The organism is Streptomyces sp. NBC_01381, from assembly GCF_026340305.1.
GTDB lineage: Bacteria > Actinomycetota > Actinomycetes > Streptomycetales > Streptomycetaceae > Streptomyces.
In genome coordinates this window covers 21,824-35,878 of record NZ_JAPEPI010000002.1, presented here as the reverse complement: position 1 = coordinate 35,878, position 14,055 = coordinate 21,824, and the positions used below count along the sequence as shown (strand labels likewise).

Annotated in this window: 15 protein-coding genes; 4 read left to right on the top strand and 11 right to left on the bottom strand. The window is 71.4% G+C overall.

What is annotated here, in order from left to right:
• Positions 1–4: 4 nt before the first annotated feature.
• On the top strand, positions 5–1,033 hold the full coding sequence (locus OG453_RS21915) for a hypothetical protein (RefSeq protein ID WP_266870027.1): 1,029 nt from the start codon (positions 5–7) through the stop codon (positions 1,031–1,033).
• 19 nt (positions 1,034–1,052) lie between these two features.
• Here the strand turns inward: OG453_RS21915 and OG453_RS21910 are convergent, their stop codons facing one another.
• The 4 genes from OG453_RS21910 to tsaB all read right to left on the bottom strand — a co-directional run bounded on the left by OG453_RS21910 (position 1,053) and on the right by tsaB (position 3,740).
• Positions 1,053–1,310 carry a hypothetical protein gene (locus OG453_RS21910; protein ID WP_266870025.1) on the bottom strand — a complete coding sequence of 86 codons (258 nt, stop codon included), beginning with the start codon at positions 1,308–1,310 and terminating at the stop codon, positions 1,053–1,055.
• Positions 1,311–1,481: 171 nt separating this feature from the next.
• Complete coding sequence (gene tsaD, locus OG453_RS21905) at positions 1,482–2,579, bottom strand: tRNA (adenosine(37)-N6)-threonylcarbamoyltransferase complex transferase subunit TsaD (protein WP_266870024.1); 1,098 nt, start codon at positions 2,577–2,579, stop codon at positions 1,482–1,484.
• Complete coding sequence (gene rimI / locus OG453_RS21900; RefSeq protein WP_266873079.1) at positions 2,572–3,054, bottom strand: ribosomal protein S18-alanine N-acetyltransferase; 483 nt, start codon at positions 3,052–3,054, stop codon at positions 2,572–2,574. Before rimI ends, tsaD begins: the two co-directional genes overlap by 8 nt.
• A 29-nt stretch (positions 3,055–3,083) precedes the next feature.
• Positions 3,084–3,740 (bottom strand): tRNA (adenosine(37)-N6)-threonylcarbamoyltransferase complex dimerization subunit type 1 TsaB, encoded by a 657-nt coding sequence (gene tsaB, locus OG453_RS21895; protein ID WP_266870023.1) that lies wholly within the window; start codon positions 3,738–3,740, stop codon positions 3,084–3,086.
• 108 nt (positions 3,741–3,848) lie between these two features.
• On the opposite strand from tsaB, the gene OG453_RS21890 reads away from it, so the two are divergent.
• Positions 3,849–4,403, top strand: coding sequence for a hypothetical protein (locus tag OG453_RS21890; RefSeq protein WP_266870021.1), 555 nt, complete (start codon positions 3,849–3,851; stop codon positions 4,401–4,403).
• Positions 4,404–4,825: 422 nt separating this feature from the next.
• Here OG453_RS21890 and tsaE read toward each other — a convergent pair whose 3' ends face one another.
• The 5 genes from tsaE to OG453_RS21865 all read right to left on the bottom strand — a co-directional run bounded on the left by tsaE (position 4,826) and on the right by OG453_RS21865 (position 9,954).
• Positions 4,826–5,338, bottom strand: coding sequence for a tRNA (adenosine(37)-N6)-threonylcarbamoyltransferase complex ATPase subunit type 1 TsaE (gene tsaE, locus OG453_RS21885; RefSeq protein ID WP_266870019.1), 513 nt, complete (start codon positions 5,336–5,338; stop codon positions 4,826–4,828).
• A 22-nt stretch (positions 5,339–5,360) separates the two neighbouring features.
• Positions 5,361–6,572 (bottom strand): alpha/beta fold hydrolase, encoded by a 1,212-nt coding sequence (locus OG453_RS21880; RefSeq protein WP_266870017.1) that lies wholly within the window; start codon positions 6,570–6,572, stop codon positions 5,361–5,363.
• A gap of 13 nt (positions 6,573–6,585) precedes the next feature.
• Complete coding sequence (gene alr, locus OG453_RS21875; protein ID WP_266870015.1) at positions 6,586–7,755, bottom strand: alanine racemase; 1,170 nt, start codon at positions 7,753–7,755, stop codon at positions 6,586–6,588.
• A gap of 281 nt (positions 7,756–8,036) precedes the next feature.
• Positions 8,037–9,512 (bottom strand): NAD(P)H-hydrate dehydratase, encoded by a 1,476-nt coding sequence (locus OG453_RS21870; RefSeq protein WP_266870014.1) that lies wholly within the window; start codon positions 9,510–9,512, stop codon positions 8,037–8,039.
• Positions 9,513–9,585: 73 nt separating this feature from the next.
• The gene (locus tag OG453_RS21865; RefSeq protein ID WP_266870012.1) at positions 9,586–9,954 is read right to left on the bottom strand and encodes a holo-ACP synthase; all 369 of its coding nucleotides are present in this window, start codon (positions 9,952–9,954) and stop codon (positions 9,586–9,588) included.
• Between the two features lie 103 nt (positions 9,955–10,057).
• Between OG453_RS21865 and coaA the strand changes: the two genes are divergently transcribed.
• Positions 10,058–11,038 carry a type I pantothenate kinase gene (gene coaA / locus OG453_RS21860; RefSeq protein ID WP_266873078.1) on the top strand — a complete coding sequence of 327 codons (981 nt, stop codon included), beginning with the start codon at positions 10,058–10,060 and terminating at the stop codon, positions 11,036–11,038.
• 18 nt (positions 11,039–11,056) lie between these two features.
• A complete protein-coding gene (locus tag OG453_RS21855; RefSeq protein ID WP_266870010.1) occupies positions 11,057–12,004 on the top strand; it encodes a DUF389 domain-containing protein in 948 nt (315 codons plus the stop codon).
• A 13-nt stretch (positions 12,005–12,017) separates the two neighbouring features.
• Here the strand turns inward: OG453_RS21855 and glmM are convergent, their stop codons facing one another.
• Both glmM and rpsI read right to left on the bottom strand, forming a co-directional pair.
• Positions 12,018–13,376: a phosphoglucosamine mutase gene (gene glmM / locus OG453_RS21850; protein WP_266870008.1), complete on the bottom strand. Its 1,359-nt coding sequence runs from the start codon at positions 13,374–13,376 to the stop codon at positions 12,018–12,020.
• Between the two features lie 134 nt (positions 13,377–13,510).
• Positions 13,511–14,032 carry a 30S ribosomal protein S9 gene (gene rpsI / locus OG453_RS21845; protein ID WP_266870006.1) on the bottom strand — a complete coding sequence of 174 codons (522 nt, stop codon included), beginning with the start codon at positions 14,030–14,032 and terminating at the stop codon, positions 13,511–13,513.
• Positions 14,033–14,055: the final 23 nt, after the last annotated feature.

Below are 14,055 nucleotides of genomic sequence, written 5' to 3'. Positions count from 1 at the left end.
CGGGATGGCACTGCTGAACCAGGGCGTACGACAAGGGAGTCCGGGCCGCGCGGGCCCCGACACCGCACCGGCCTATCTGCGGATGGGAGCCGCCGTCGCGCTGTACGCCACGGCCGCCGCCGGCTTCATCGGGTACGAGATCGACCAGGGCGGCGCGGACGGCACGGACTTCCTCAAGTCGCTCTACGACCCACGGACGCCGCTCACCCCCTGGGCACAGACCCCGCAGGACTGGGCGCTGATCGCGACCGCGCTCGTGTTCGGCGGCATCGCGCTGGCCCGCCGCCGCGTGGCGCGCGGCGCGCTGATGCTGCTCGCGGTGATCCTGATCGGCCTGTCCCTGCGGGAACTCGTGGGGCTCGCTGTCTCGGAGCCCTACCGGCAGATGATGGACAGCCTCGGCAACGGCCAACTCCTCGTCATCTTCCGGGTGGTGGGCCTGTTCATCGGCATCGCGATCCTGGCCGAGATGGCCCGCGCGGGGCGCCGGAGCACTCCGCCATACGCCGCGTACGGTACGAACCCCGCGTACGGCGGCTACGGCCCGCCTCCGCCCTTCCGCCCAGGCCCGCGCCTGCGCCCGCAGATCACGGCGGCCGGGGTCTGTGTGCTCCTGGGCGGTCTGGTGGCCGGGGCCTGGCTCGTCTACCGGCTCACGCGCCCCGAGGTCTTCGTCATGGGACTGCCGGGCCGCGATGCCGGGGTCGACGGCTTCTTCCGTGCCGTCGTCGACGCCTCGTACGGCACATCGGTGCCGTACTCCTTCCACAGCGTTTCGTACGTCGTCGCACCGCTCCTGGTCGGCGTCCTGCTGCTCAGGGACTCCCCGGCGGCGCGCGGCACGGCCATCGCGCTGTCCTTCATCTCGCTCTACCTGGACGCGCGCGGCCTGTACTCGTACGCCGTCGAAGGCGACATCGGCCAGTACTTCGACAGCACGCTCGGCACGCTCGCCCTGCTGTCCGCGGTGACCACCGCGGTCCTGGCGCTGGCGGCCGTGGCGCTGCTCCTGCGGGTGCCCGAGCAGGACTAGCGCTCGGGCGTACGCCGCGTCAGTCCACGCCGACCGACTCGAACCGCCACCTGTGCACGGCCCGCGTCACCAACTCCGGTGCGGGCTCCGGCAGTTCGGGAAGGTCGGCGTCGTACGCGGCGTCCCACCAGGTCAGCACGAGCACCCGGTCCTGCGGGGCGCGGAAGCTCTCCCGCCGGACCGGCGCACCGTCCAGGACCTGCGCCCGTGCCCAGGACAGCAGCTCCTCGCCACGCCCCTCAGCGGCTCGGGCCTCCCACATCAACGCGACCGTCATCTCCTGGTCCTCTTTCGTGATTCCTCGGCACGAGGTATCGGCCGTGCGCTAGGTTCAAGGCAACCGGGCGGGTCTCAACCCGGCTGGCGCTGATCGCAGAAGACCTGGTGAGCCGCAGTGCTCATCGGGCGGCGTGAGCCAGGAATCTCCCGTCTTCTGGCGGGAGAGGGGTCAAGAGTAGAGGTTCTCCTTACTGGCCTCGTGTACGTGATCGTGGCTATGCCCGTGGCCGGGGACGTGAGTCTCCGTCACGGGCAGCGACGAGTCCGCCGACAGGTCCCAGGCCGAGGCCGAGCGGTTCCTGGCCACCATCTCCGCGCCGAGCGCGGCGACCATCGCGCCGTTGTCCGTGCACAGCTTCGGCCGCGGCACCCGCAGCCGGATCCCGGCCGCCTCGCAGCGCTCCTGCGCGAGCGCCCGCAGCCGGGTGTTGGCGGCCACGCCGCCGCCGATCATCAGGTGGTCCACACCCTCGTCCTTGCAGGCCCGCACGGCCTTGCGGGTCAGCACGTCGACGACCGCCTCCTGGAAGGACGCCGCCACATCACGTACGGGAACGTCCTCGCCCGCGGCCCGCTTGGCCTCGATCCAGCGCGCGACGGACGTCTTCAGACCGGAGAAGGAGAAGTCGTACGCGGGGTCGCGCGGCCCGGTGAGCCCGCGCGGGAAGGTGATCGCGGTCGGGTCGCCCTCCTTCGCGTACCGGTCGATGACGGGACCGCCCGGGAAGCCCAGGTTGAGCACCCGCGCGATCTTGTCGAAGGCCTCGCCCGCCGCGTCGTCGATGGTCGCGCCCAGCGGACGTACGTCCGAAGTGATGTCGGCGGACAGGAGCAGCGAGGAGTGGCCGCCCGACACGAGCAGCGCCATCGTCGGCTCCGGCAGCGTGCCGTGCTCCAGCTGGTCCACGCAGATGTGCGAGGCCAGGTGGTTCACGCCGTACAGCGGCTTGCCGAGCGCGTACGCGTACGCCTTGGCCGCCGAGACGCCCACAAGCAGCGCGCCCGCGAGACCGGGCCCTGCGGTCACCGCGATGCCGTCGAGGTCCTTCGCGCTCACCCCCGCTTCCTTCAGCGCACGGTCGATGGTCGGCACCATGGCTTCCAGGTGCGCGCGGGACGCGACCTCGGGCACGACACCGCCGAAGCGGGCGTGCTCGTCGACGCTGGAGGCGATGGCGTCGGCGAGCAGGGTGGTGCCGCGGACGATGCCGACGCCGGTCTCGTCGCAGGAGGTCTCGATGCCGAGTACGAGCGGTTCGTCAGCCATGGGTGTCGGTTCCTTGCACGGGATTCACTGAGGTTGATGGATCGGTCAGGCGCATCACCAGGGCGTCCACATTGCCCGGCTGGTAGTAGCCGCGTCTGAAGCCGATGGGCTCGAAGCCGAAGCGCTCGTACAGCTTCTGCGCCTGCGTGTTGTCGACCCGCACTTCCAGCATGACCTCGGCGCACTCGAAGGCCGTCGCCGCGCTCAACAGATCGGTCAGCAGCCGGGAGCCGAGCCCCGTGCCCCAGTGGCTCGGGGCCACGGCAATGGTCTGTACGTCGGCCTGGTCGCCGCCCGAGGCGAGCCCCGCGTACCCGACGAGCCGTTCGCCGTCCATCGCCACGACATAGCGGCGGGTGGCGAGCGGGCCGCGCGCGTGCGCGAGCTCGGACCAGAACATGCCGCGCGACCAGGCGTCGTCCGGGAAGAGCTCCTTCTCGAGGACGAACACGGGATCGATGTCCCACCAGCGCATCTCGCGCAGGACAACTGTCGTCACGGACGTCACTTGGGGGTGACCACCTTGTAGTTCTTGGGGACCTGCGCGTCCGGGCGGCGCAGGTAGAGCGGCCGGGGCGCGAGCAGTTCTTCCCCTGCGGCGAGCTTCTCCGCGGCGAGCGAGGCCAGCGAGGCAGCCGAGACGTGCTCGGGGGTTCGGGCGTCCGGGAAGGTGTCGGGGTAGAGCACCGCGCCCGCGCCGACGGCGGGCAGCCCCGCCACCGCCTCCGCGATGTCCGCGGGCCGGTCCACGGCGGCGTCCGTGAGGCGGGTGCGGGGGTCCGCGTACCGCGCCCAGTAGACCTCCTTGCGCCGCGCGTCCGTGGCGACGACGAAGGGGCCGCCCTCGATGCCCGACTCGTACGCGAGGCCGTCGAGCGTGCACACGCCGTGCACCGGCACACCGAGCGCGAGGCCGAAGGTGTCGGCGGTCATCAGGCCGACGCGCAGACCTGTGTAGGGGCCGGGGCCCACGCCGACGACGATGCCGGTCACCGCGTCGAGTCTCAGCCCCGCGTCGGCGAGCACCCGGTCGACGGCTGGCAGCAGCAGCTCGCCGTGGCGGCGGGCGTCCACCTGGCTGGAGGCTGCGACGACGGACGACCCGTCGTGCAGGGCGACGGTGACGGCGGGGGTTGCGGTATCCAGAGCGAGCAAGAGCACGCGAACAGCCTACGGCTCCGGCGCACGGCGCACGGCCGACCGGGGAAGCCGCACACCTGCTGCTACCGTCAACGCGTAGCCGTGCGGAGTACGAAGAGGGTGGCGCAGTTGTCCAGGAGCAGCTCGGGATTCGTGGCCGGGCTCACCGCGGCCGCGCTCGCCGCGGTCGGCTTCCTCGCGTACCAGGCGTCGGCCAGCGCGCCGGACCACCTGACGGGCCAGAAGCCGGACGCCGACCCCTCGGCCTCCGCGTCACGCTCCCCCAAGGACAAGGCCGGCCCGAAGGCGGTCCCCGCACATTCCGGTGCGGGCGAGCGGGTCATCTACTCGGTGGGCGAGGACCGCGTCTGGCTGGTCAAGGCCTCCGGCAAGGCGCAGCGCACGTACAAGGTCACGCCGAGCACGGTGGACCCCGTACCGGGGGCGTACGCCGTCAGCTCGCGCTCGGGGACGGTCACCGGAACGGACGGCGTGCCGATCGAGCACGTCGTGCGCTTCACCAGCGTGGACGGCATCGCGATCGGATTCAGCTCGGCGGTGGACGGCTCGACCCCGAAGCCGGACCCGTCGAAGAAGACGGGCGGCATCCGCCAGTCACGCGAGAACGGCAACGCGATGTGGGAGTTCGCAACGATCAGCGCGAAGGTCGTAGTCGTTCCGTAGGGTCTTAAAAAGGCGCCCCGCTGGAGCGCCCCAAAGGGGCGCGGGGAACTGCGCGAGCAACCAAAACGCACCCGCGGCCGCGCACGGCGAATCCGAGGCAGCCCCCTAGGCGCTCTTCCGCTCCCGAGAATCCCGCACCCCGCGCTCCGGCGCGCTCGGCGGCGTGGACACCGCCCGAGCAGCCGCACATGAAGCCAACAGCACGCTCATGGAAACGCCCGAAGGCCCAGGGGCCCGCCCTACCTCACGACGTTCTGAAGCCGACATGGATGCCTCCTGGGCTCCCGGGGCAGACATGGTTAGGTAGACCTAACCTGTACCGGTATCCATGTGACCACGCGCAGAGCGCCCCGCGCAACATCTTCCCGACGCCTTGTCGGAACGTTCAGCGGAACGTACGAAAGCAAAGGCCCCGCACGGGACTACGCGGCCAGCAGCGTGAGGTCCGCCTCGGCCCAGCGCGCCCCGACGCCGCTCAGCGTCACCTCCCGCACCTCGTCCGTGGTGTCGCCCACCGCACGGTGAATCAGCACGCGCAGCCGATCGTCGGAGAGCTCCTCGACCTTGCCGTCACCCCACTCCACGACGATCACCGATTCGGGCAGCGAGACATCGAGGTCGAGGTCCTCCATCTCGTCGAGCCCGCCGCCCAGGCGGTACGCGTCCACGTGCACGAGCGGCGGTCCTTCGCCGAGGGACGGGTGGACGCGGGCGATGACGAAGGTCGGGGACGTGACGGCGCCCCGTACGCCGAGGCCTTCGCCGAGGCCCCGGGTCAGGGTCGTCTTGCCCGCGCCGAGCTCGCCGGTGAGCATCACCAGGTCGCCGGGGCGCAGCAGTTTGGCAAGCCGGCGGCCCAACTCGCCCATCTGCTCGGGCGAGTTGACGATGATCTTGAGGGTGGTGTCGGGGGTCGGGTCGTGCGGTGCTTCCATGCCGACCACGTTAGCGGCTGCGTCAGCCGCTCGAGGTCCGCGCATCCGCCGCCGCCGGCACGGCACCCGCCCTGGCCAGCAGGTCGGCGAGCCGGTCGGTGACCACCTCGGGGTGCTCCAGCATGACCAGATGCCCCGCGTCCGGTACGAGCACGAATTCGGCCTCCGGAAGCAGATCGGCGATCGCCTCGCTGTGCTCGCTCGGCGTCACCAGGTCCTTCTCCCCGGCGAGCACGAGCACCGGCAGCTCGGCGAAGTACCGCAACGCCTCCGCCTTGTCGTGCTCGGCGAACGCCGGATAGAACTCCGCGACCACGTCGATCGGCGTCGACTCGATCATCCGCTCGGCGAACCGCGAGATCGCCGGGTCCACGTCCTTCGACGAGAACGAGTAGCGCTTGATGATCCCCGCGAAGAGATCGGAGGTGGCCCGCCGCCCCCGCTCCACCAGGTCGGCCTGCGAGCCGAGCGCCTTCAGCACGCCGGGCAGGACGCGCCGGACGGCGTTCATCCCGGCCACCGGAAGCCCGAAGTTGACCTGGCCGAGCCGCCCGGCCGACGTACCCACAAGAGCGACCCCCACGACCCGCTCGCGGATCAGCTCGGGGAACTGGTCGGCAAGCGCCATCGTCGTCATGCCGCCCATGGAGTGCCCGACCAGGACCAGCGGCCCCTCGGGCGCGGCCGCGTCGATGACGGCCTTCAGGTCCCGCCCCAGCTGGTCGATGGAGACCGGCTTCCCGTCGTCGAGCTGCGCGGCCCCGCGCCCGGACCGGCCGTGGCTGCGCTGGTCCCAGTAGACACACCGCACGACACCGCGCAGGGCGGCCCGCTGGAAGTGCCAGGAGTCCTGGCTCAGGCAGTAGCCATGGCTGAAGACGACGGTGACCGGAGCAGGCACCTTGCGCCCGAAGAGCCGACGCCGCCGCGGCGCCTGCGCGCTCTCCGCCTCGACCTCGTCTACCTCGTACGAGAGCTCCGTGCCATCATCCGCGTACGCCTTGCCCGGCATGCCGCGCAGCGATCCGTACGGACCCGATGCGTCGAGCGCGAGCCGTGCCTTCTTGCGCATGCCGCGGCCGACGGTCATCCGCTCTATGGCGACACCGGCCGCGGCGCCCGCCGCGACGACGCCTATCGCGGCACCGGCGATGCCTGCCCTGCGCCAGTTCCCGGCCGCGGCGGCGACTTCCGTCACCGCTTCCGCGGCCGCCCCCGTGCTGCTCTCGCTCACGTGCCGCTCCTCCTCAGTCGTCGAGCCGGTCGTCCTCTTCAGGCCGCTCATTCACATAGACGCGAGGAACCCTCGAACCGATGCGGGTGACGATCTCGTACGCGATGGTGCCCGCCGCCTGCGCCCAGTCCTCGGCGGTCGGCTCGCCCCGGTCGCCGGGGCCGAACAGGACGGCTTCGGAGCCGGCCGCCGGCTCGTCACCGCCGAGGTCGACCACGAACTGGTCCATGGCCACACGCCCGGCGACCGTCCGCCACTTGCCGCCGACGAGAACCGGTCCGGTGCCCGATGCGTGCCGCGGGATCCCGTCCCCGTACCCCAGGGGGACGAGGCCCAGGGTGGTCTCCCCGGGCGTGACGTAGTGATGCCCGTAACTGACACCGTGACCCCCCGGAACATGCTTCACCAGGGCGAGCGAGGCGCTGAGCCTCATGACGGGGCGCAGGCCGAAGTCCTCCGGCGTCCCCACCTCGGGGCTCGGCGAGATCCCGTACATCGCGATGCCCGGTCGTACGAGATCGAAGTGGGTCTCCGGCAGGGTGAGCGTGCCCGGCGAGTTGGCGATGTGCCGCACCTCGGGCCGGATCCCCCGCTCCTCGGCGGCGGCGACCATCTCGCGGAAGAGCCGGAGCTGAGCGGCGATGGAGGGGTGGCCCGGCTCATCGGCGCACGCGAAGTGCGACCAGAGCCCGGTGACGCGCACAAGCCCCTCGGCCTCGGCCTGAAGCGCCTGCGAGACGAGCTCGGGCCAGTCAGCGGGCATACAGCCGTTACGCCCGAGCCCGGTGTCGGCCTTCAGCTGAACACGCGCAGGACGCCCCACCTCACGCGCGGCGGCCGCGACCTCGCGCAACGCCCACAATCCGCTCACCGACATGTCGAGGTCGGCCTCGATGCCCTCGCGCCAGGGCCCGCCCGGGGTCCACAGCCAGCACATCAGACGCCCCTGGATCCCGGCGGCGCGCAGCGCGAGCGCCTCCTCGGGGGTCGCGGTGCCCACCCAGGTGGCACCGGCCTCGATCGCGGCCCGAGCGCAGGGCACCATTCCATGTCCGTACGCATCGGCCTTCACCACGGCCATGAAGGCGGCGCCTGGCGCGTGGGCACGCAAAGTCCGCACATTGGCCCGGAGGGCGGCCAAATCGATCTCGGCGCGGGCACGCAAGGGTGCGGTCTCAGTCATAACGCCGACCAGTCTCTCAGAGCCCACCGACACCCACGCAGCCGCGCGCCCCAGGCCCGGCCTGCACGCACAGCAACGGGGCGACGTACGCAAAGGGCTGGACCACGGCCCCCACGCACCGTTGGCGCGCATCGAGACGCGAGGGGACGTGTCGGTATGTCCGCACGGAGCACGGTACGCAGCACTCCCCAGCCGCAGCAGCAAGACGCTCGGACCGAGATGGCGAGTACGGACATACCGGCGCGGCCCCGCCCCACAACCCAAGCGAAACGCGAAGGCACCTACCCCCGTACATCCCGCCAAGCCACCGAAAGCGCCGCCGCAACGTCCTGCGCCCCCACCGGCGCCCCATCCGCCGCATGCCGAGCGGCCAGCCCATGGAGATACGCCCCCACCGCCCCCGCGTCCCCCGCCGAAAGCCCCGCCGCCAGCAACGACCCGGCAAGCCCCGAAAGCACATCCCCACTGCCAGCGGTGGCAAGCCACGGCGTACCCGTCGGATTGACCCGCACCACACCCCCGCGGCCACCCCCACGTCCACCCGCACGCCCGCCCGCACCCCCGGCCACCAGCGTCGTAGACCCCTTCAGAAGCACCGTCGCCCCATACCGCCCCGCCAACTCCCGCACAGCAGCAAGGCGCCCCCGCTCCACTTCCCCCCGCGAGACCCCCAGCAACGCCGCCGCCTCCCCCGCATGCGGCGTCAGCAGAGTCGGAGCGGAACGCCCCCGCACCACCTCGGCCTCGACAAGCCGCAGCCCGTCCGCGTCGATCAGCACCGGCACATCCGCGGCGACCACGTCCTCCAGACGCCCCGCGTCGTCCCCGAGCCCCGGCCCGACCACCCACGCCTGCACCCGCCCGGCCTTGGACGGCGCCCCGTCAGAGACAAGCGCCTCGGGGAACCGGGCGATCACCGCGTCCACGGCAGGCCCGACGTACCGCACGGCCCCCGCCCCACCCCGCAGCGCACCCGCCACCGCGAGCACCGCGGCCCCCGGATACCGCGCCGACCCGGCGACGACACCCACCACGCCCCGCCGGTACTTGTCGCTCTCCCCCGTCGGCTCCGGCAGCAGCGCGGCCACGTCCTCGTACTGAAGAGCCTCCACCTCAGGAGCCCCGAGCACCGCCCCGAGCCCGATGTCCACGAGCCGCACGACACCGGCGTACTCCCGCCCGGGATCGATCAGCAGCCCCGGCTTGTACGCCCCGAAGGTCACCGTGACGTCGGCCCGCACCGCGTCCCCGGCCACCACCCCGCTGTCGGCGTCGACGCCGCTCGGCAGATCGACGGCGACCACAGGCACCCCCGACTCCCGCACCAGGCCCACCACTTGAGCGGCCCCGGCCCGCAGCCCGCCCTGCCCGCCGATGCCCACGATCCCGTCGACGACAAGATCGGCGCCCCGAAGAGCGTCCTCCACCCGAAGAGAATCCGCAGCGGAAACCACCCGCCCCCCGGCAGCACGGAACGCCGCGAGCCCACCCGCATGCACCCGATCGGGCGAAAGCAGCACCGCGCCGACCCCCGCGCCACGCCGGGCGAGCCGCGCCCCGGCGTACAGCGCGTCGCCCCCGTTGTCCCCGCTCCCTACGAGCAGCACGACACGCGCCCCGTACACCTTGCCGAGCACCTGGGCGCAGACCACGGCGAGCCCGGCGGCGGCCCGCTGCATCAGGGCGCCTTCCGGCAACCGGGCCATCAACGACCGCTCGGCGGCCCTGACCGTCTCCACGGAGTACGCAGTACGCATGCCCCGAGTCTGTCAGCCGACAACACGGCCCGCAGCGACCGACCGACCACAGCCGACCGCCAAACCCCCACCCCTACCCCTCAGCTATCACCACAGCAGAAGCCACCCCCGCGTCATGGCTGAGCGACACATGCCACTGCCGAACCCCCAGCTCGGCGGCCCGCGCGGCCACCGTCCCCTTCACCCGCAGCCGCGGCTGCCCGCTCTCCTCGACGAACACCTCCGCGTCCGTCCAGCGCAGCCCCGCCGGCGCCCCCAGCGCCTTGGCCAGCGCCTCCTTCGCCGCGAACCGCGCGGCAAGCGACGCGATGCCCCGCCGTTCCCCGCTCGGCAGCCACAACTCCCGCTCCACGAACAACCGCTCGGCCATCCCGGCCGTGCGCTCGAGCGACGCACCGAACCGATCGATCTCGGCCACGTCGATACCAACCCCAATAATCACGGGCAGCAGCCTAGAGCCCCGCCCGAGCCCCGCAGGGTGACGCACCCCACCCTCCGCCCCGTTCAAACAGCCGTAACAATGGACTGTGATCTCTTCGGTCTCCGTGCCCCCGACGGCACCCCGGAGCGCCCACCGGCACAAGCCGGAGGCGACTCCCTACCTCGACCTCACCCGCGCCGAGTGGAGTGCTCTCCGCGAGAAGACACCCCTGCCCCTCACCGCGGAAGAGCTGGAGAAGCTGCGCGGCCTCGGTGACGTCATCGACCTCGACGAGGTGCGGGACATCTACCTCCCGCTCTCCCGCCTCCTCAACCTCTACGTCGGCGCGACGGACGGCCTGCGCGGCGCCCTCAACACCTTCCTCGGCGAGAAGGGGTCCCAGTCCGGAACCCCCTTCGTCATAGGAGTCGCGGGCTCGGTGGCGGTCGGCAAGTCCACCGTCGCCCGCCTCCTCCAGGCCCTGCTCTCCCGCTGGCCCGAGCACCCCCGCGTGGAACTGGTCACCACGGACGGCTTCCTGCTCCCCACCAAGGAGCTCGAGGCCCGCGGCCTGATGTCCCGCAAGGGCTTCCCGGAGTCGTACGACAGAAGAGCCCTCACCCGCTTCGTGGCGGACATCAAGGCGGGCAAGGACGAGGTGACGGCCCCCGTCTACTCCCACCTGATCTACGACATCGTGCCGGGCCAGCGCCTCTCCGTCCGCCGCCCCGACATCCTCATCGTCGAGGGCCTGAACGTCCTGCAGCCGGCCCTCCCCGGCAAGGACGGCCGCACCCGCGTCGGCCTCGCCGACTACTTCGACTTCAGCGTGTACGTGGACGCGCGCACGGAGGACATCGAGCGCTGGTACCTGAACCGCTTCCGCAAGCTGCGCGCGACGGCCTTCCAGAACCCGTCCTCGTACTTCCGCAAGTACACGCAGGTGTCGGAGGAAGAGGCGCTCGACTACGCCCGCACCACCTGGCGGACCATCAACAAGCCGAACCTGGTGGAGAACGTGGCCCCCACCCGGGGCCGCGCGACGCTGGTCGTACGCAAGGGCCCGGACCACAAGGTGCAACGTCTGAGTCTCCGCAAGCTCTAGCCCCGCTACGCTGCGCGCATGCTGCATCTGCGCCTGATCACCCCGGCGGACAAGACGGACGCCGTGGTGCGCCTGATCGAGAAGACGGTCGGCGCGACACACCTGGCCGTCGTGCCGGGCGCGGCCCGCAATCCGTCGGGGGACATCGTGATGTGCGACGTCGCCCGCGAGGCGGGCGACACCCTGATCGGCGGCCTGCGCGCGCTCGACATCGACAAGTCCGGCTCGATCGCCCTCGAGCACATCGATCTGTCGCTCTCCCTGCGCGCGGACAAGGCGGAGGACGAGGCGCCGGGCGAGGGCGCGGACGCGGTCCTGTGGGAGCAGCTCACGGACGCGACGCACGAGGAGTCGACGCTCTCGATCACGTACGTCGCCTTCATCACGCTCGCCACGATGATCGCGGCCTGCGGCGTGGTCCTCGACAACGCGATCCTGATCGTGGGCGCGATGGCGGTGGGCCCGGAGTTCGGCCCGCTCGCGGGCTTCTGCACGGCCCTCGTGCAGCGCGCCCCGCGGCTCGCGCTGCGCTCGCTGATCGCGATCCTGGTGGGCTTCGCCATCGCCATGGCGGTGACGGTCGGCTTCAGCCTCTTCATGGACGCGGTGGGCCTGTTCAGCCAGGAGCAACTGGACCAGGACCGGCCCAACACCAGCTTCGTGTACGCGCCCGACTGGTTCTCGTTCGTCGTGGCGGTGCTCGCGGGGGCGGCGGGGACGCTCTCGCTGACGTCGGCGAAGTCAGGCGCCCTGGTCGGCGTCGCCATCTCGGTGACGACGGTCCCGGCCGCTGCCAACGCGGCGGTGGCGCTCAGCTACGGAGACCGCGAGCAGACCTGGGGCTCCACCGAGCAGCTCCTGCTCAACCTGCTCGGCATCGTCCTGGCCGGCACGCTCACGCTGCTGGCCCAGAAGTTTCTCTGGGCCAGGCAGCACGAACGTACGGCCAAGTCGCAGCTGACCTAGCCGGTCAACAGCCCTAGCCCAGCGCGGACTTCACCACATCGGCGAGCCGCCCGGCCACCGACCGGGCCTGCTCGATGTCGGCGGCCTCGACCATGACCCGCACCAGCGGTTCGGTGCCCGAGGAGCGCAGCAGCACCCGCCCCGTCGCGCCCAGCTCCGCCTCGGCCTCGACGACGGCGGCGGTCAGCTCCGCGGAGGTCTCGACCCGCGACTTGTCGACGTCGGGCACATTGATGAGCACCTGCGGAAGCCGCTCCATGACCCCGGCGAGCTCCGCGAGCGAACGCCCGGTCTCGGCGACGCGTGCCGCGAGCAGCAGGCCCGTGAGTGTGCCGTCGCCGGTCGTCGCGTGGTCGAGGATGATCACGTGCCCGGACTGCTCGCCGCCCAGGGCGAAGCCGTGCTCCTTCATCGACTCCAGGACGTACCGGTCGCCGACGGCGGTCTGTACGAGGGACAGGCCCTCGCGCTCCATGGCGAGCTTGAAGCCCAGGTTCGACATGACCGTCGCGACAACGGTGTCCGAGCGCAGCTTGCCGTGCTCCCGCATGGCGAGCGCGAGCACCGCGAGGATCTGGTCGCCGTCGATCTCGGCGCCCGTGTGGTCCACGGCCAGGCAGCGGTCCGCGTCACCGTCGTGCGCGACACCGAAGTCGGCGCCGTGCTCGACGACGGCGGCCTTCAGGAGGCCCAGGTGCGTGGAGCCGCAGCCGTCGTTGATGTTCAGGCCGTCCGGCTTGGCGCCGATCGTGATGATCTCGGCACCGGCGCGGGCGAACGCCTCGGGCGAGACACGGGCGGCCGCGCCGTGCGCCTCGTCGAGGACGATCTTCAGCCCTTCGATGCGGTTCGGCAGGACGCCGATGAGATGGGCGACGTACTGGTCGAGGCCCTGGTCGTACGTCGTCACGCGGCCGACGCCGGCGCCCGTGGGGCGCTGCCAGGGAGCGCCGGTGCGGTGCTCCTCGTACACGGACTCGATACGGTCCTCCAGCTCGTCGGCCAGCTTGTGGCCGCCGCGCGCGAAGAACTTGATGCCGTTGTCCGGCATGGCGTTGTGGCTCGCGGAGAGCATCACGCCGAGGTCGGCGCCCAGCGCACCGGTGAGATGCGCCACCGCGGGGGTGGGCAGCACACCGACGAGCTGGACGTCCACGCCCGCGCTCGCGAGACCGGCGACCACCGCGGCCTCCAGGAACTCCCCTGACGCGCGGGGGTCTCGTCCGACCACCGCGACCGGCCGATGGCCCTCGAACGTGCCCGCCTCGCCGAGCACATGAGCCGCCGCCACGGAGAGCCCGAGCGCGAGCTCGGCCGTCAGATCCGCGTTGGCGACACCGCGCACGCCGTCCGTGCCGAAGAGTCGTCCCACTGCTGTCCTCCTCCGGACTTCTACCCCGGGATCACCGGGGTCCCGCCCCGGTGATCACCAGGGTTTCCGATAAACGAACGCCCCGGCAGCACACAACGTGCCGCCGGGGCGAACGAAAAGCACAAGCAGGCAGATTAACGCTTGCTGTACTGCGGAGCCTTGCGGGCCTTCTTGAGACCGGCCTTCTTGCGCTCGACCGCACGGTCGTCACGCTTGAGGTAACCGGCCTTCTTGAGGGCGCCACGGTTGTTGTCGACGTCGGCCTCGTTCAGCGCACGGGCGACACCGAGACGGAGCGCACCGGCCTGACCGGAGACGCCGCCACCCGAGATGCGGGCGATGACGTCGTAGCGGTTGTCGAGCTCGAGCACCTTGAAGGGCTCGTTGACTTCCTGCTGGTGGACCTTGTTCGGGAAGTAGTCCTCGAGCGTGCGCCCGTTGACCTTCCACTTGCCGGTGCCCGGGACGATCCGGACGCGGGCGATGGCGTTCTTGCGACGGCCCAGGCCGGCGGCCGGCTGCGGGTCGCCGAAGCGCGCGGCGTTCGACTCCGAGGTGTACTCGCCCTCGACGGGCGCCTCGGACTCGGTGGTGTACTGCTCTACGTCAACAACCTCGGTCTCTTCGACCGGCTGCTCAACGGTGGTCTCGGCCACGATTCTCCTCAGATCTTTCTTTA